14 protein-coding genes are annotated in these 16,645 nt (G+C 59.8%); 6 read left to right on the forward strand and 8 right to left on the reverse strand.

The genetic code is table 11. From position 1 onward, the window contains the following. Window positions 1-29 precede the first annotated feature (29 nt). From coaBC to ACR0AL_RS13410, 4 genes are all read left to right on the forward strand, one after another. The gene (gene coaBC, locus ACR0AL_RS13395; RefSeq protein ID WP_480663356.1) at window positions 30-1,226 is read left to right on the forward strand and encodes a bifunctional phosphopantothenoylcysteine decarboxylase/phosphopantothenate--cysteine ligase CoaBC; all 1,197 of its coding nucleotides are present in this window, start codon (window positions 30-32) and stop codon (window positions 1,224-1,226) included. A 15-nt stretch (window positions 1,227-1,241) separates the two neighbouring features. Next, on the forward strand, window positions 1,242-1,697 hold the full coding sequence (gene dut, locus ACR0AL_RS13400; RefSeq protein WP_425081650.1) for a dUTP diphosphatase: 456 nt from the start codon (window positions 1,242-1,244) through the stop codon (window positions 1,695-1,697). Further along, complete coding sequence (locus ACR0AL_RS13405) at window positions 1,697-2,746, forward strand: HesA/MoeB/ThiF family protein (RefSeq protein ID WP_480663358.1); 1,050 nt, start codon at window positions 1,697-1,699, stop codon at window positions 2,744-2,746. The genes dut and ACR0AL_RS13405 overlap by 1 nt, the downstream gene beginning before the upstream one ends. 198 nt (window positions 2,747-2,944) lie before the next feature. Continuing rightward, the gene (locus ACR0AL_RS13410) at window positions 2,945-4,960 is read left to right on the forward strand and encodes a M3 family metallopeptidase (protein ID WP_480663360.1); all 2,016 of its coding nucleotides are present in this window, start codon (window positions 2,945-2,947) and stop codon (window positions 4,958-4,960) included. On the opposite strand, the gene ACR0AL_RS13415 is transcribed toward ACR0AL_RS13410, so the two are convergent. Genes ACR0AL_RS13415 through ACR0AL_RS13440 form a run of 6 tightly spaced genes read right to left on the reverse strand, consistent with a single transcriptional unit; the run spans window position 4,957 to window position 11,521 of the window. After that, entirely contained in the window at window positions 4,957-5,889 is a 933-nt protein-coding gene (locus ACR0AL_RS13415; RefSeq protein ID WP_480663362.1) for a 2-hydroxyacid dehydrogenase, read from the reverse strand. The two genes, ACR0AL_RS13410 and ACR0AL_RS13415, sit on opposite strands and share 4 nt — an antisense overlap. 15 nt (window positions 5,890-5,904) lie before the next feature. Next, complete coding sequence (gene rodA / locus ACR0AL_RS13420; RefSeq protein WP_170350566.1) at window positions 5,905-7,044, reverse strand: rod shape-determining protein RodA; 1,140 nt, start codon at window positions 7,042-7,044, stop codon at window positions 5,905-5,907. Further along, window positions 7,041-8,990: a penicillin-binding protein 2 gene (gene mrdA / locus ACR0AL_RS13425; protein WP_170350565.1), complete on the reverse strand. Its 1,950-nt coding sequence runs from the start codon at window positions 8,988-8,990 to the stop codon at window positions 7,041-7,043. The genes rodA and mrdA overlap by 4 nt, the downstream gene beginning before the upstream one ends. Next, window positions 8,987-9,523 carry a rod shape-determining protein MreD gene (locus tag ACR0AL_RS13430; protein WP_480638753.1) on the reverse strand — a complete coding sequence of 179 codons (537 nt, stop codon included), beginning with the start codon at window positions 9,521-9,523 and terminating at the stop codon, window positions 8,987-8,989. Before ACR0AL_RS13430 ends, mrdA begins: the two co-directional genes overlap by 4 nt. Continuing rightward, the gene (gene mreC / locus ACR0AL_RS13435) at window positions 9,516-10,418 is read right to left on the reverse strand and encodes a rod shape-determining protein MreC (protein WP_480648180.1); all 903 of its coding nucleotides are present in this window, start codon (window positions 10,416-10,418) and stop codon (window positions 9,516-9,518) included. Before mreC ends, ACR0AL_RS13430 begins: the two co-directional genes overlap by 8 nt. Window positions 10,419-10,474: 56 nt before the next feature. Then, complete coding sequence (locus ACR0AL_RS13440) at window positions 10,475-11,521, reverse strand: rod shape-determining protein (protein ID WP_008756832.1); 1,047 nt, start codon at window positions 11,519-11,521, stop codon at window positions 10,475-10,477. Window positions 11,522-11,675: 154 nt separating this feature from the next. Between ACR0AL_RS13440 and ACR0AL_RS13445 the strand changes: the two genes are divergently transcribed. Next, on the forward strand, window positions 11,676-12,461 hold the full coding sequence (locus ACR0AL_RS13445) for a 23S rRNA (adenine(2030)-N(6))-methyltransferase RlmJ (protein ID WP_480663364.1): 786 nt from the start codon (window positions 11,676-11,678) through the stop codon (window positions 12,459-12,461). A 171-nt stretch (window positions 12,462-12,632) separates the two neighbouring features. On the opposite strand, the gene ACR0AL_RS13450 is transcribed toward ACR0AL_RS13445, so the two are convergent. After that, entirely contained in the window at window positions 12,633-14,201 is a 1,569-nt protein-coding gene (locus tag ACR0AL_RS13450) for a 2-isopropylmalate synthase (protein WP_170350561.1), read from the reverse strand. A gap of 291 nt (window positions 14,202-14,492) precedes the next feature. On the opposite strand from ACR0AL_RS13450, the gene ACR0AL_RS13455 reads away from it, so the two are divergent. Continuing rightward, window positions 14,493-15,158: an SDR family NAD(P)-dependent oxidoreductase gene (locus ACR0AL_RS13455; RefSeq protein WP_480663366.1), complete on the forward strand. Its 666-nt coding sequence runs from the start codon at window positions 14,493-14,495 to the stop codon at window positions 15,156-15,158. Window positions 15,159-15,162: 4 nt separating this feature from the next. Here ACR0AL_RS13455 and ACR0AL_RS13460 read toward each other — a convergent pair whose 3' ends face one another. Then, window positions 15,163-16,608, reverse strand: a complete 1,446-nt coding sequence (locus ACR0AL_RS13460; RefSeq protein ID WP_170350559.1) for an MORN repeat-containing protein — start codon at window positions 16,606-16,608, stop codon at window positions 15,163-15,165. Between the last annotated feature and the right edge of the window lie 37 nt (window positions 16,609-16,645).

Consider the following 16,645-nt stretch of genomic DNA (forward strand, 5'->3'; position numbering starts at 1 on the left):
GGGGCCGACCGGGACAGGAAAGGCTCAACATGCTGGCATCGAAACGCATTCTGCTGATTATCGGCGGTGGGATCGCGGCCTATAAGTCGCTGGACCTGATCCGGCGCCTACAAGAACGCGGCGCGGCCGTGACGCCCGTGTTGACGCGCGCGGCTGAGGAATTCGTGACACCCCTGTCCGTGGCGGCTCTGGCCGGAGAGAAAGCCTATCGCGATCTGTTCGATCTAACAGATGAGGCCGAGATGGGGCATATCCAATTGTCGCGCTCGGCGGATTTGATCGTTGTGGCCCCCGCGACGGCGGATTTGATGGGAAAGATGGCTACCGGGCTGGCGAACGATCTGGCCTCGACCCTGTTGATGGCCACCGACACGCCGGTTCTGTGTGCACCTGCGATGAATGTGCGCATGTGGGACCATCCGGCGACGCAGCGCAATTTGAAGCAATTACAGGCGGACGGCGTCCGTTTTGTCGGCCCAAACGAGGGTGATATGGCATGCGGCGAATACGGCCCCGGCCGTATGTCCGAACCGCTTGAGATCGTCGCAGCGATTGAGGCGGAACTGGGTCAGGGCCCGCTTAGCGGTAAGCGCGTGCTTGTGACCTCGGGGCCGACGCATGAACCGATTGACCCGGTGCGTTATATCGCCAATCGCTCGTCTGGGGCGCAGGGTACGGCGGTGGCCCGGGCGCTTGCTGCACTGGGCGCTGACGTGGTCTTTGTCACCGGCCCAGCGGATGTTCCGCCGCCCCAAGGGGTGCAGGTCGTGCAGGTCGAAACCGCGCTGCAAATGTCGGACGCCGTCAATGCCGCATTGCCGGTGGATGCAGGCGTGTTCGCTGCAGCTGTCGCGGATTGGCGGGTCGCCAGTGCCTCGGACAAAAAGCTGAAGAAAAGCCGCGATGGGATGCCAGCGCTGGAGTTTGCCGAAAATCCCGACATCCTAAAACGCGTATCGCATATGAAAACCGGTCGCCCGGCGCTGGTTGTGGGATTTGCCGCCGAGACGGACAATGTGATCGAACATGCCACCGCCAAACGGGGGCGTAAGGGCTGTGACTGGATCGTGGCAAATGATGTCAGCCCGGCAACCGGGATCATGGGCGGGTCCGAGAATGCGGTGATCCTGATTTCGGATGGCGGGGCCGAGGAATGGCCGCGCATGGGCAAAGATGCAGTGGCCGAGCGTTTGGCGACCAAGATCGCCGACGCTTTGACGAGCTAGACAAGAGGAACAGTGATGGTTGCAATTCGTGTGATCCGCGAACAGGGCGCTGACCCCTCAGTACCTTTGCCGTCTTATGAAACCGCGGGGGCGGCTGGTGCGGATGTGCGGGCAAACCTGCCCGGCGGTGCGTCAATCACGCTTGAACCGGGCCAACGCGCCCTGGTGCCCACTGGTCTAAGGATCGAAATTCCGCAGGGGTTCGAAGTTCAGGTGCGCCCCCGCTCGGGTCTGGCTCTGAAACACGGGATCACCCTGCCCAATGCGCCCGGTACAATCGACAGCGACTATCGCGGTCCATTGGGTGTGATCGTCCTGAACGCAGGTCAAGAGGCGTTCGAGATCACCCATGGCGAACGCATCGCGCAACTGGTCGTAGCCCCGGTCGTACAAGCCGCGTTCGAAGCGGTTGATATGCTCAGCGACACGGCGCGCGGGGCGGGTGGTTTCGGCTCGACCGGGCGCGGCTGATGCTTCTGGTCGGGATTTTAGCGGCTGGTCTGTGGGGCATCGGTTATCTGGCTGGTGTATCGCGAACGGCCCGCGCGACTTCGGTGGCCGTGCTGCTTCTGGGTGTGATTACGGCTCAATTGCTGCTGCCTGATGGGCATCCGTTGCGTCAGGCGACCGGCGGTTCTGCGGCGATGTGGCTGATAACGGCGGGTACGGTGCTGCTGGTACTGGTTTACGGACGTGTTCTGAAAGGGTTGCGAAACCGCGCCGCGCCAGCCTCAGCCAAGGAGCCCGCAATGCCATCTGACCAGTTTTCTGAGACCGAACTTGAGCGCTATGCCCGCCATATCGTCCTGCGTGAGCTGGGCGGGCCGGGACAGAAAAAGATGAAACAGGCGCGGGTTCTGGTCATCGGTGCTGGCGGTCTTGGGGCACCTGCGTTGCAATATCTGGCTGCCGCCGGGGTGGGGACTATCGGCGTGATTGATGATGACGAGGTCGAAAACGCCAATCTGCAACGGCAGGTTATCCATCGCGACGCAGATATCGGCATGCCCAAGGTCTTTTCGGCGCAACAGGCGATGCTGGCGCAGAACCCCAATGTGGTTGTTCTGCCATATCACCGACGCCTGACGGATGAAATCGCCACTGAACTGTTTGCCGATTTTGACCTGATCCTTGATGGCACCGATAACTTTGACACCCGCTATCTGGCAAACCGTACTGCTGTCGCGCTGGGCAAGCCGCTGATCTCGGGCGCGCTGTCACAATGGGAAGGCCAGCTCAGCGTCTTCGACCCGGCCAATGGTGCGCCCTGCTATCAATGTATCTTCCCCCAGGCTCCGGCCCCTGGTCTGGCCCCCTCCTGCGCCGAGGCTGGTGTGATTGGCCCGTTGCCCGGCGTGGTAGGCTCGATGATGGCGGTTGAGGCGATCAAGGTAATCACCGGGGCTGGGCAAGCTCTGCGCGGTGAGATGTTGATCTACGACGCGCTATTTGGTGAAAGTCGCAAAATCACCCTATCACGCCGGGAAGATTGCCCCATTTGCGCAGGTTCCAAAAACTAGATGCAACCGCCGCGCGCGTCAGCGCGCGGTCCGGCCCAACGCCGCCAAGGCGCATCTTTGATGCGCGCTGCGGGGGCGGGAACCCCTGAAAACGCACCCTGCTTCTGGCGCGCGAAACTGGATTGTCGCGGAATTTGATACGCCACCTCTGGACCATTCCAGCCCGCCTCCCTAGCTTGACCAGCAAAGGAGATTTGCATGACCAACCCGATCCTGTCCAACTGGAACACGCCGTTTGAAATCGCTCCGTTCAACGCAATCTCAGACGACGATTTCGTCCCCGCGCTTGAGCAGGCCATGCAGGCGCATAACGCCGAGATCGACGCGATTGCCGACAACCCCGATGCGCCCACCTTTGCCAATACGGTCGAAGCGCTGGAAGCTGCTGGAGAGCAGATGGAAAAGGTGTTGTCGGTCTTTTTCACGGTCGCAGGGGCAGACAGCAACCCGGCACGAGAGGAACTGCAACGAGACTTCTCGCCCAAACTTGCGGCGCATTTCTCGGGTATTTCTTCGAATAAGGCTCTTTTCCAACGGTTGGCCGATCTGTGGTCTCGCAAGGAGGATCTGAACCTGACGGATGAACAGGCCCGCGTTCTCATGCTGACCCATCGCGGTTTTGTCCGTGCGGGTGCGGCGCTTGAGGGCGAAAAGGACGCCCGGATGCAGGACATCAAGGCACGGCTGGCCTCGTTGGGAACGTCTTTCACGCAAAACCTTCTGGCCGACGAACGTGATTGGTACATGGAGCTATCCGAAAACGATCTTGAGGGGTTGCCTGCATTCGTGGTGGATACCGCCCGCGGTGCGGGGCAGGAAAAGGGAGTAAAGGGTCCGGTGGTCACCCTGTCGCGCTCGCTGATTGTGCCGTTCTTGCAATTCTCGCCTCGGCGCGACCTGCGGGAAAAGGCCTATCAGGCCTGGGCGGCGCGTGGTGCCAATGGCGGTGAGACCGACAATCGCAATATCTCAGCTGAAATCCTGCAACTGCGCGAAGAACGCGCCAAGCTGCTGGGCTATGACAGCTTCGCCGGTTTCAAGCTGGAAACTGAAATGGCCCGCACGCCTGACAAGGTGCGCGACCTGCTGATGCAAGTTTGGGGCCCCGCCAAGTCACGCGCCGATGCCGATGCTGAAATCCTGACGCAGATGATGCAGGAGGACGGCTTCAACGGCCCGCTGGAAGCGTGGGACTGGCGCTATTATGCCGAGAAACGCCGCAAGGCCGAGCATGATTTGGATGAGGCCGCGTTGAAGCCTTTCCTGCAGTTGGATCGGATGATCGAGGCTGCCTTTGCCTGCGCAAACCGCCTGTTCGGGCTTGAATTCGCACCGTTGGATGTGCCGCTTTATCACTCCGATTGCCGCGCGTGGGAAGTCACGCGCAACGGGCAACATATAGCCGTATTCATAGGCGACTACTTCGCACGGGGGTCTAAACGGTCAGGGGCATGGTGCAGTGCGATGCGGTCGCAGGCCAAGTTCCCCAAAGTGCAGGCGCCGGTCGTGATCAACGTCTGCAACTTTGCCAAGGGCGATCCTGCGTTGTTGTCTTACGACGATGCCCGGACCCTATTCCACGAGTTCGGTCACGCGCTGCATCAGATGCTGTCCGATGTGACCTATGAAAGCATTTCGGGCACCAGCGTGGCGCGGGACTTTGTAGAGTTGCCCAGCCAGCTTTACGAACACTGGTTGGAAGTGCCCGAGGTTCTGGCCGAATTTGCCACCCACGCCGAAACCGGCGAAGCGATGCCACAGGAGATGCTGGAAAAAGTGCTCAAGGCCGCCAATTTCGATCAGGGGTTTCAGACGGTGGAATATGTCGCCTCGGCGCTGGTCGATCTGGCGTTCCACGATGGCGATGCCCCGGCTGATCCGATGGCGAAACAGGCTGAGGTTTTGTCCCAGATCGGCATGCCGCAAGCCATTGGGATGCGCCACGCCACCCCGCATTTCGCGCATGTCTTTGCGGGCGATGGCTATAGCGCGGGCTATTACAGCTATATGTGGTCCGAGGTCATGGACGCCGATGCCTTTGCCGCGTTTGAAGAGGCCGGAGGGGCCTTTGACCCGGAACGCGCTAAAGCGTTGGAAGAAAACATCCTGTCCACAGGCGGCTCACGCGAGGCCGAAGAGCTGTACCTCGCCTTTCGGGGTCGGTTGCCGGGGGTTGAGGCCTTGCTGAAAGGGCGCGGTCTGATCGCGGCTTAGTACCCCAGAGACCGGTCAACGAGGTGCAGGAAGGGTTCACCTTCCTCACCCCGACGGATGTTCTCGCAGATCACCTGCGCCGCCGTTTCGGGTCGGGTTTCCGAGGCGATATGCGGGGTCACCGTCACGTTCGGATGCGCCCAATAGGGGTGATCTGCAGGCAGGGGCTCAACCCGAAACACGTCCAGCGTCGCGTGGCCAACCTGACCCGCATTCAGTGCCGCCAGCAGGGCATCGTCGTCGATCAACGGGCCCCGACCGGGATTGATAATGCAAGCACCCTTTGGCAGCAGGGCCAGAGTGTCGGCGTTCAATATATTCACGGTGGCGGGAGTGTCAGGCAACAGCAAAACTACGATCTCGGCCCGCGACAAGGCTGTGCGCAGCCCATCGGGACCATGCAGGCAGGTGATACCGGGAATATCCTTGGCTGTGCGGCTCCAGCCGGTGACATCGAATTTCAGCGCCGCCAGCGCACGCGCCGCGGCCTCGCCCAACGCGCCAAGGCCCAGAACACAGACCTGACGTCCGGTTGCCAGCGGGGGCGGTGCAGGGGTCCAGACACCATCCTGCACGGTGATGTGCCGATCCATGCCGAGGTGATGGCGCAGCACGTGGCCCACCACCCATTCGGTCATGCCTTGTGTCAGGCCATGATCCACCATCCGCGCCAGCGGCACGGTCAGGGTCGCATTCCCCGCGATTTTTTCTACCCCGGCCCACAGGCTAAGCACAGCCTTCAGCCGGGTGTATGGGGTGAAATCCAATAACCCACCGCTTGGGGCATAGACAATATAGTCGACTTGATCCGGCTCAAACTCGGTTGCCAGGCGAAAGTCTACCCCGGCCTCGGTCAGGCCTTTGGTCAATAGAGGCTTATAGATCGGCCATTGGGCTGGGCGCGCGGAAAACAGGACGTTCACGGGCATAAGGGGCCTTTCGGATCAGCGGGGGCGGTGGATATGGGCGCTTTGGACGATGCCGAAGGCGGCCATCAGAACCAGCATGGCGGAACCGCCATAGCTGACCATCGGCAACGGCACTCCCACCACCGGGGCAAGGCCCATCACCATCGACATGTTGACAGCAAAGAACAGGAAGAAATTCAGTGCGATGCCCAGCGTCACCAGTGATGAGAATCGATCTTTTGTCGAGAGCGCGGTGATTAGGCAGAACACCAGGATCAGGCCATACAGAGTCAGTAGGGTGATGCCACCGACAAAGCCGAACTCTTCGGCCAACGTGGTAAAGATGAAGTCGGTGTGTTTTTCGGGTAAAAAGTTCAGACGCGACTGCGTACCCTGCATGAACCCGCGCCCGTTCCATCCCCCCGATCCCAAAGCGATCTTGGACTGGGTGATGTGATACCCTGCGCCCAGCGGATCGGTAGACGGGTCCAGAAACGTGTCGATCCGTCGGAACTGATAATCCTTGAGCAACTGCCACTCGGTCCCGCGGCTGTTGAATACAGTGGCAATCAGGCCGACTACAGCGGCGATGACGGCGGCGAAATAGGCCCAGTGGACTCCAGCCAAAAACATTAGCCCGCCACCAGCCGCCAACAGCAGGATTGAGGTGCCCAGATCGGGCTGTTTCAGAACCATGAACGTGGGGATCAGGATCAACGCCACCGGGATCAGCACCCACAGCGGGCGTGACGTTTTATGAGACGGCAGCCAGTCGTAATAGGCGGCCAAAACCATAACCAGCGCAACTTTCATAACCTCGGACGGCTGCAGTCGCATGAATCCCAGGTCGATCCAGCGCTGCGCGCCCATGCCGATGGTGCCAAAAAGTTCAACGAAAACAAGCAATACGATTGACCCGAGATAGGCCACGACAGACATGTTTCGCCAGAACCAGATCGGTACCAGCGCGATGATGAACATCGCTGTCAGACCCAGCCCAAAGCGTTCCATCTGCGGTTCCGCCCAGGGCATCCACGATCCCCCCGCAACCGAATACAGCATCAGGAATCCGGCACTTGCCGTGCTGATCAGCAACAGGGTCAGTGGCCAGTTCATATACAGGAATTTGCGGAACCCCGACGGTGTGGATTTGACGGCATATTCAAGATAGCTCATGCGCGGTCCTTCTCGGTGGGACGCGCTTTGGGGCGGCGATCGCCCTCAAGCCGTTTTTGCTGTTCCTTGATGCGGTCGCGATCGCCAGCCGGATAGGCCTCAAGCGGCGGTGTGCCGTTGTACAGCGCTTGCAACATGATGTCCCGTGCGACCGGGGCCGCTGCCTTGGAGCCACCGCCGCCATGTTCCACCACCACGGCCACGGCGAATTTCGGATTGTCATAGGGTGCAAAGCTGACGAACAGCGCGTGGTCGCGGCGTTCCCATGGCAGGTCTTCGTTGCGGATCACACCGGCTGCGCGCTCCGCCTTGGTGATGTTGCGCACCTGGCTGGTGCCGGTTTTCCCGGCCATGCGGAATTCATCCGCGATGATACGGCTGCGATAGGCGGTGCCGCGCCGGTTGTTCGAGACCGTGAACATGGCATGACGCACCTGTTCCAGATTATTGCGGTTCACCGCCAGCGGTTCTCCCGCGCCGGAAGGTTGTTCAATCCCGTTCACCGAGCGTACCAGCCGCGGCGACACCGCGCGACCGGTTGCAATCCGCGCCGTCATGACTGCCAATTGCAGCGGTGAGGCCAGCATAAAGCCTTGACCGATCGAGGCATTCGCCGTGTCGCCGACCAGCCATTCCTCGCCATGAACACGCTGCTTCCACGCCTGGTTAGGTGCCAACCCGGCGGCGACGGCAGACATCGGTATGTCGTGCTTTACGCCCAGACCAAAAATGCGCGCCATTTCCGAAATCTTGTCGATACCGGTGCGCAGAGCCACGTCATAATAATAGACGTCGCAGCTGCGTTTCAGCGAGGTTTCCAAATCAACCGTGCCGTGCCCGCCGCGTTTCCAGCAGTGGAAGCGGCGGCTGCCCACCTTTAGGTGGCCGGGACAATAGACTGTGTTCGATGGCCCGATCACCCCGGCCTCAAGCGCGGCCATGGCGGTGATCATCTTGAAGGTCGAGCCCGGCGGATAGGTGCCCTGAACCGTCTTGTTGGCCAGCGGGCGGTAATTGTCCTGTGTCAGCGTCCGATAGTCTGCGACCGAGATACCGCGCACGAACAGATTCGGATCAAAACTGGGGGCTGAACTGATGGCACGGATATCGCCGGTTTCGCAATCGATCACCACGGCGGCGGCACTTTCCCCGGCCAGACGTGCTTGCGCGTATTGCTGTAGATCCGCATCGACAGAAAGCTGCAAGTCGGCCCCGGTCTCACCTTCTTGCCGGTCCAGTTCACGCATCACGCGGCCGGTGGCGTTGACCTCGACCCGTTTCGCCCCGGCTTTGCCGCGCAGGGCAATCTCTTGCTTGGCCTCTAGCCCGACCTTGCCGATCTGGAACCGCGGAATTCGTAGGACCGGCTCTGGGTCTTCGATCTGGCTCAGGTCATAATCGCTGACCGGGCCGACATAGCCGACCACATGGGCAAAATCCTCATAGCGCGGGTACTGCCTTGTCTGTCCCACTTCGGGGATCACACCGGGCAGGGCAGGTGCGTTGACGGCAACCTTCGAGATATCCTCCCACGTGACCTGATCGGCCAGCGTGACCGGCAGGAACGGGGCCGAGCGGCGCATTTCGGTCTTGGCGCGTTCAATCTCATCTGCCGTCAGGGGGATCAGCTCTGAAAGCTTGGCGATAACCTGATCGACGTCACCGGCATCTTCGCGCACCATGACGATACGGTATGAGGGCGAGTTCTGGCCGATGATCTCGCCGTTCCGGTCGTAGATCCGTCCACGGGTTGGCGGGATCAGGCGGATATTGATCCGGTTTTCCTCGGCCAGCAGGCGGTATTCATCGGCCTGATCCACCTGCATATAGCGCATCCGGGCGGCGAGCCCGCCGATGAAGGCGGCTTGTAGCCCACCCAAAAGCAATGCTCGACGAGGCAGGCGTTTATAGGCAAGGCCCGGGGCTTTGGGTTTGCGCTGTTTCATCCCCGTGCCCCTACGGCATTGGTATTGGCCACGGTTGCGCGCCGCACGCCAAGCGCGTTCTGGCTAAGCAGAACGATCAAAGGATAAACCGCAATTGTCAGAACCACTTGTATCACTACAGGCCCCAATGCCGCTTGTTGTACAGACACAATAGCAAGAATGACACGGTTCAGCATGAAAACTCCCGTGATCGCCACCGCAACGGTGGACCATTCGCTAACAAAACCTGAATCCCGCATTCCAAATGCAGCCGAGCGCAGATAAGCCGAGCCCAACACTACGAGCGCGGCCAACAAGCCGGGCGGGCGTTGTAACAACAGATCAGCCATCAGCATGACGAAGGCGATCAGCAGGGTCGGTACAAATTCGGGCCGCCGCAATACCCAGGCAAAAGTCAGTGCGATCAAAAAGTCGGGAAATGGCCAGCGGTCCGGTTTCGTGTCCAGTGGCAGCAAGTGCAGAAATAGCACAAGGGCGGCCAGTATAAGATACAGCCCACGCTTGGACCAAAGCTGTGAGGTTGCGTTATCCATCGCCGACCTCGGACGGGGTCAGGGCGGCCTCGGGGTTTCGTGGACCGACGATATCACCCGTATCGCGGATCTGAGGCGCTGATTGATAGCGCAGCACCCGCAGAAATTCGAGCCGTTCAAAATCTGCTGACAGGCGCACCCGCAGGCGACCGCCGGGATCAGCAGTGATCTGACCGATCAGCAAACCGCCGGGAAACACGCCACCATCGCCCGAGGTTACGACCCGGTCGCCGGGGCGGACCAGCTCTCGGTTCTCCAGAAACTCGACCGCCGGTGCGGACGTGTTGTCGCCGGTGATCAGGGCGGTCTGGCCAGAGGGCTGGATTGTGGCAGGGATCGCGCTGGAGGCATCGGTCATCAGGATCACCCGTGCCGTGTCCGGCCCCACGCCGGAAATGCGCCCGACCACACCAATCCCATCCATTGTGGCCCAGCCATCGGTGATGCCGTCGCGTTCCCCCACATTCAGCAGAACCGACTGCCGGAAGGGTGACCCGCTATCGGCCATCACGACCCCGGTGATATAGGTCAGACGGGGATCGAGACGCACGTTGTTCAAATCCAACAGCCGGGCGTTTTCCTGTTCAAGCTGAAGTGCTGCTTCTTTCCAGGCGCGCATCAGGCGCAGCTCGCTGCGCAGCTCCTGGTTCTGTTCGCTCAGGCGTTGGTAACTTTGGAAATCGCGGACCAGGTTGACCACGGCGGTGACCGGGACCATTGCCCACTCCATCGAGGGCACCACCCGGTCCACGACCTGCGCGCGGAACCGTTCCACGCGCGGGCTGTCGATCCGCCAGACCAGAAAGATGGCAAGCAGGCACAGCACCACAATCCCCAACAGCAGACGGCGCAGGGGGGTGGTGTATTCGTCGCGCTGTGATCGGTCCTTTGCCACAGGTTACCTTCCCGTGCTGCTCTTGCCCGAGTGTTGTCCCTTAAAGGGTGCGCGCCTTAGCTTTCGTAGTCAATCGCGTGGCGCAGCTGTTTTTCATATTCCAACGCCTTGCCGGTGCCCAAAGCCACACAATTCAGGCTTTCATCTGCAATCGACACGGCCAGCCCGGTTTGTTCGCGCAGGGCCAGATCCAGATCGCCCAGCAGCGCGCCACCTCCGGTCAGCATGACGCCTCGGTCCACGATGTCCGCAGCCAGATCGGGCGGAGTGGTTTCCAGCGCGGTCATGACGGCTTCGCAGATCGCCTGAACTGGCTCCGACAATGCCTCGGCCACTTGCGCCTGGCTGATTTCGATTTCCTTCGGCACGCCGTTCAGCAGGTCGCGGCCACGGATATGCATCGACTGACCGCGGCCGTCATCGGGCATACGGGCGGTGCCAATGGTGGTCTTGATCCGCTCGGCGGTCGATTCACCCACCAGCAGGTTCTGCTGGCGGCGCAGATACGAGATGATGGCTTCATCCATCCGGTCTCCGCCCACACGGACTGAACGGGCATAGACGATGTCGCCCAGCGACAGAACGGCCACCTCGGTGGTGCCGCCGCCGATATCAACGACCATGTTGCCGGTCGGGTCAGTAATTGGCATGCCAGCACCGATCGCGGCAGCAATAGGTTCCGCAATCAATCCGGCGCGACGCGCACCTGCGGACAGAACCGACTGACGGATCGCACGCTTTTCAACCGGAGTTGCGCCGTGTGGAACGCAGACTATGATTTTGGGTTTCGAAAAGGTCGAGCGCTTATGCACCTTGCGGATGAAATGTTTGATCATCTCTTCGGCGGTGTCGAAATCGGCAATGACGCCTTCACGCATCGGGCGGATGGCTTCAATCGAACCCGGCGTCCGGCCCAACATCAGCTTGGCATCCTCGCCCACGGCCAGCACTTTTTTCACACCGTCTTTCACGTGGTAGGCGACAACGGACGGTTCCGACAGGATCACGCCGCGTCCTTTGACATAAACCAGCGTGTTCGCTGTCCCAAGGTCGATGGCCATGTCCGCTGTGAACAGGCCGCCTAGATTGCCAAAGATCCCCATGATTCCCCTGATCCTGTATGTCGGTTTTCTACTGCCCGCGACTCGACGGTTCCGGGACGGATGACTTATAGGGTGCCAATACGCCCGGTTAAAGGGCTGATTCCGCGACAATCAGCACCTTTCCGCCTTATTGAGAGGGACTTTAGAAGGCAATATGCTCTCTTATCAACACATTTACCACGCCGGGAATCTGGCTGATGTGCAAAAGCACGCATTATTGGCATGGGTGCTGAATTATTTGACCCGCAAAGACAAGCCGCTGACATACCTTGAAACCCACTCTGGACGGGGACTGTATAAGCTGGATGCGGTTGAGGCACTGCGCACGGGCGAGGCGGCGGCGGGTATCGGGCGAGCCCAAAGTGCCGACTGGTTCGATGCGGATCATCCACTGAGCCGGGCAATTACGGCGGTTCAGCAGCGGCAGGGGAGAGTGGCCTATCCCGGTTCTCCGATGATCGCGGCCAGTTTGCTGCGCGATCAGGACAGTTTGCACTTTGCGGAGCTACACCCGCAGGAACACGCGGCTTTGGCTATGGCGATGTCACCCTATGGAGCCAAAGTGTATCAGCAGGAAGGGTACGAATTGGCGCAATCCCTGCTGCCGCCGACGCCGCGGCGCGGGATGTTGCTGATCGACCCAAGCTACGAGGTGAAATCGGAATATGATCGTCTGCCCGGCATTATCGCCAAACTGCATCGCAAGTGGAATGTTGGCGTGATTGCCCTGTGGTATCCGCTTCTAACGGATGACCGTCACCGGGCCATGGTTTCGGCGCTGCAGGCGCAGAATCTGCCCAAGGCGTTTTGCCACGAGGTTCGTTTTGATCCGGTGCGAGAAGGGCACCGCATGGTCGGTTCAGGTATGTTTATCGTCAATGCACCATTCGGTCTGGAAAACGAAGCCGCCCGGTTGACTAAGTTGTTCAAGGCGCTCTGAACACAGTCTACAGTTAATTCCAGAATGCTCTCGCCTCGCTTGCCCGCATCAAAGATGCAGCCAACCGAGTTGGGCCCGGCAGCGCGCCAAAGACGCGCTGCCGGGCCCAAAACCCAAGAAGGTTCGGCGAAGCCGGGCCGCCGCGGATGCGGGAGCCTTTGACCTTTGTCTCTAGGTCAGATCTTTGTAGCTGATCTCGCGCGCGTCGGCACCGGGGCCGGTTTTTTCACGGCGTACGATCAGGCGGTTCAAGGCGTGAAGATAGGCTTTGGCTGAAGCCACCACTGTATCCGTGTTGGCCGATTGGCCCGTTGCGATCATGCCGTCTTCTTCCAGACGCACCGACACTGTGGCCTGGGCATCAGTGCCCGCGGTTACTGCATGCACTTGATACAGCTGAAGATGGGCTTTGTTCGGAAAGATCGCGCGGATAGCCTTGAAGGTCGCATCCACCGGACCGTCGCCGTGTTCGGTTGCGATGATGTCCTTGCCGTCCACTTCCAACTCGACCGTCGATTCTGCCTGTCCGCCAGTGCCGCAGGTCACCTTCATCGACACCAATTGCAGATGATCGTCTTCGTCATCCAGCGTCATCAGTGCAATAAGATCGTCGTCAAACACCTCTTTCTTGCGGTCAGCCAAATCCTTGAACCGCACGAAGATATCCTTGAGCTGATTGTCACCAACCTCATAGCCCAGCGTTTCCAGCTTGTCGCGCAACGCCGCCCGCCCCGAGTGTTTTCCCAAAGGCAAGGACGTGCCCGAGAGGCCGATATCTTCGGGGCGCATGATCTCAAAGTTTTCGCGGTTCTTCAGCATGCCATCCTGGTGGATACCACTTTCATGGGCAAAGGCGTTCTTGCCGACGATGGCCTTGTTGAACTGCACGTTGAAGCCCGACACCGTCGCAACGCGTCGCGAGATATGCATGATCTTGGTCGTATCAATGCCGGTGTTCCACGGCATAATGTCGTTGCGGGTTCGCAGCGCCATAACGACCTCTTCCAACGCCGTGTTGCCTGCGCGTTCGCCAAGGCCGTTGATCGTGCATTCAATCTGACGTGCCCCGCCCGCGACAGCGGCAAGCGAGTTCGCCGTCGCCATGCCAAGATCGTTGTGGCAGTGGGTGGCAAATACCACCTCATCTGCACCCGGCACCGTCTCGATCAGGCGCTTGATCAGGTCAGCCGATTCCATCGGGGCCGTATAGCCCACAGTGTCTGGGATATTGATCGTCGTGGCGCCGGCCTTGATCGCAATCTCGATCACGCGGCACAGATAATCCCACTCGGTCCGCGTTGCATCCATCGGCGACCATTGCACGTTTTCACACAGGTTGCGCGCGTGGCTGACAGTCTCGTGGATTTTCTCGGCCATTTCGTCCTGTGTCAGGTTCGGAATGGCGCGGTGCAGTGGTGAGGTGCCGATAAACGTGTGAATTCGGTTCTTTCCGGCGTGCTTGACGGCTTCCCAACAGCGGTCGATATCCGCGAAATTGGCACGCGCCAGGCCGCAGATGCGGCTGTTTTTGGAACGCTCGGCGATCTCGGATACCGCTTTGAAATCGCCCTCGGATGCGATGGGGAAACCGGCCTCGATGATGTCGACGCCCATTTCATCCAGCAATTCTGCGATTTCCAGCTTTTCGTCATGGGTCATGGTTGCGCCGGGGCTTTGCTCGCCGTCGCGCAAAGTGGTGTCAAAGATCAAGACGCGGTCTTGGTCGGTCACGTTGGTCATGGGATTCTCTTTCTTCTTCTGTCCTAAAGCCTATGGCGCGCGGGCGTCCTCCTCTGAGCGGGCGCGCCGGATGGCACGCTCAGAGGCGGATTAGGATCAGTAGGCCACGCAGAGACGCACCGCGCAGGGCGGTGTCGGCAAAAGGGATATCTGCGCGGTTGATCATGGGGCGGAATTTATACAGAGCCCGCCCAGAATGAAAAGACCCATTTGCGCCTTAACTGCTGTTGCAGGGGTTTCTTTCAAGAGTGGCGTATTGATCCGCGTAACAGGACGTCTAGGTGGTTAGTGATGAAAACAGCGTTGATCATAGGCGCGTCAGGAGGAATCGGTCAGGCGGTATGTCACCGCCTAAGGGGGCAGGGCGTGGCGGTGACCACCTTGTCGCGGTCTACGGACGGGTTTGATTTAACCGATCCCGCCGGTATTGAGAGCGTATTGGGCAAGTTGTCCGGCCCCTTCGATTTGATCCTCGTCGCCTCGGGCGCGTTAGAGATCAACGGGGCGGCCCCGGAAAAGACAATGCGTGCGGTCACAGCACAGACAATGATGGGCCAGTTTGCATTGAACGCTGTCGGACCTGCGCTGATTCTGGGCCATGCATCACGCCTGCTGCCGCGGGATCGCCGGGCGATTTTTGCTGTGCTATCGGCGCGCGTCGGGTCCATCGGGGACAATAGGCTGGGCGGTTGGGTCAGCTATCGCGCAGCAAAAGCCGCGATGAACCAGATCGTACATACGGGGGCGATCGAACTGCATCGTACCCACCAGCAAGCGATCTGCGTTGCCCTGCATCCCGGCACCGTGAAAACTGAATTCACCCGAAAATACCTGGGACGTCATCCCGCTGTTGCACCGGATGAAGCCGCCGAGAACCTGTTGACCGTGATGGCGCATTTAACCCCAGCCGAAACCGGAGGGTTTTTCGATTGGGCCGGAGACCCCGTGCCGTGGTGATGGTTCAGCCGTCCGAATCGGTGGTGTCTGCTGTATCCGTCTCAGGGGTTGTGCTGTTCGATGTCGCCAATGCACCGTTTTCCCAAACGCCGGTTTCCTCTTCGCCGTTGGCATAGCGCACTGTGCCGTTGCCGTGCCGTTTGGCGTCGACAAAGCTGCCCTCGTAAACATCACCGCTTGGGTATGTGGCGATCCCGTCACCGGTGATCTTGCCTTCGGTCCATTGGCCAGAATAGCTGAACCCGTTGGCCATGACGATTTCACCTTGCCCGTGGCGTTTGCCTGCGTTGAACTCGCCGGAATAGGTGGTGCCATCGGGATACGTGGACAAGCCCTTGCCCTGACGCAGACCATCGGCCCAATCCCCGTCATAGCTGGACCCGTCAGCAGAAGTCAGAATGCCCTTGCCACTCGGTTTGGCGTTTTTGAACTGTCCTTTGTAGACCGTGCCGTTGGGATAGGTGGAAATACCCTGACCTTCAATCACACCAGCGATCCAATCGCCATCATAGGTCGAGCCGTCGGGGTAGGTGATCAGGCCCTTGCCCTCGGCCAAATCAGCCTTGAAATCGCCGACATGGACCGAGCCATCCGGATAAGTCATCTCACCTAAACCCTCAAGCAGCCCGTCGGTCCATTCGCCTGTGTATGCAAATCCGTCAGTGCCGGTATAGGCCCCCTGACCATGGCGCAGATCGTTGGCATAGTCGCCTTCGTAGACGTCGCCATTGGCATAAATCATCTTGCCCTTGCCTTGCCGCCGACCCTCGATCAGTTCGCCTTCGTAGACGTCACCGTTGACAAGGGTCATGCGCCCGGAGCCTGTTATGCGGTCTTCGACCCAATCGCCGACGTAAGTCATCCCGTCGGGCAGGGTCAGGCTGCCTTGACCGTGGCGCTGACCATCCTTGATTTCGCCCTCGTAGATACCGCCTTCGGCATAGGTAATCTTGCCACTGCCCTGTTTGACACCATCAACCCAGTCCCCGTCATAGCTAAAGCCGCTGGGGTCCGTCATCACGCCCTTGCCGTGATAACGCGCGTTTTTGAAATTGCCCTCGTAGCGCGCGCCATTGGCATAGATAGCGATGCCAGCGCCATTGAGCGACCCGTCGGCCCATTCACCGTCATAGCTGCCGCCGTCGGCATAGATGATCTTGCCGCGCCCTTCGGGTTGCCCTTTGACAAACATGCCTTCGTAGATCGAGCCGTTGACATAACGGGCAATCCCTTTGCCCTGAATCTCACCCTCGGCCCATTCGCCGCTATATTCGAACCCGTTAGGCAGGCGATACGTGCCGGTCCCGTGGCGCAGGCCGTTTTCGAACGTGCCTTCATAGACGCCGCCAACTTCATCGTCCGTGGTGATTACCTGACCGTTCTGCGCGGCGGCGCCAGCAGCGATCAGAGCGATTGCTGATGCGGCAATGGAAATGCGAAAAGCGTTCATAATCTGTCCTGCCTGCCCAGTGTTCATCCTTTTGCGC

Source organism: Ruegeria sp. BB1, from assembly GCF_056539465.1.

Coding starts and splice junctions, on each gene's coding strand:
- coaBC (WP_480663356.1), top strand. CDS start 30: ATGCTGGCATCGAAACGCATTCTGCTGATTATCGGCGGTGGGATCGCG.
- dut (WP_425081650.1), top strand. CDS start 1,242: ATGGTTGCAATTCGTGTGATCCGCGAACAGGGCGCTGACCCCTCAGTA.
- ACR0AL_RS13405 (WP_480663358.1), top strand. CDS start 1,697: ATGCTTCTGGTCGGGATTTTAGCGGCTGGTCTGTGGGGCATCGGTTAT.
- ACR0AL_RS13410 (WP_480663360.1), top strand. CDS start 2,945: ATGACCAACCCGATCCTGTCCAACTGGAACACGCCGTTTGAAATCGCT.
- ACR0AL_RS13415 (WP_480663362.1), bottom strand. CDS start 5,889: ATGCCCGTGAACGTCCTGTTTTCCGCGCGCCCAGCCCAATGGCCGATC.
- rodA (WP_170350566.1), bottom strand. CDS start 7,044: ATGAGCTATCTTGAATATGCCGTCAAATCCACACCGTCGGGGTTCCGC.
- mrdA (WP_170350565.1), bottom strand. CDS start 8,990: ATGAAACAGCGCAAACCCAAAGCCCCGGGCCTTGCCTATAAACGCCTG.
- ACR0AL_RS13430 (WP_480638753.1), bottom strand. CDS start 9,523: ATGGATAACGCAACCTCACAGCTTTGGTCCAAGCGTGGGCTGTATCTT.
- ACR0AL_RS13440 (WP_008756832.1), bottom strand. CDS start 11,521: ATGGGGATCTTTGGCAATCTAGGCGGCCTGTTCACAGCGGACATGGCC.
- ACR0AL_RS13445 (WP_480663364.1), top strand. CDS start 11,676: ATGCTCTCTTATCAACACATTTACCACGCCGGGAATCTGGCTGATGTG.
- ACR0AL_RS13450 (WP_170350561.1), bottom strand. CDS start 14,201: ATGACCAACGTGACCGACCAAGACCGCGTCTTGATCTTTGACACCACT.
- ACR0AL_RS13455 (WP_480663366.1), top strand. CDS start 14,493: ATGAAAACAGCGTTGATCATAGGCGCGTCAGGAGGAATCGGTCAGGCG.
- ACR0AL_RS13460 (WP_170350559.1), bottom strand. CDS start 16,608: ATGAACGCTTTTCGCATTTCCATTGCCGCATCAGCAATCGCTCTGATC.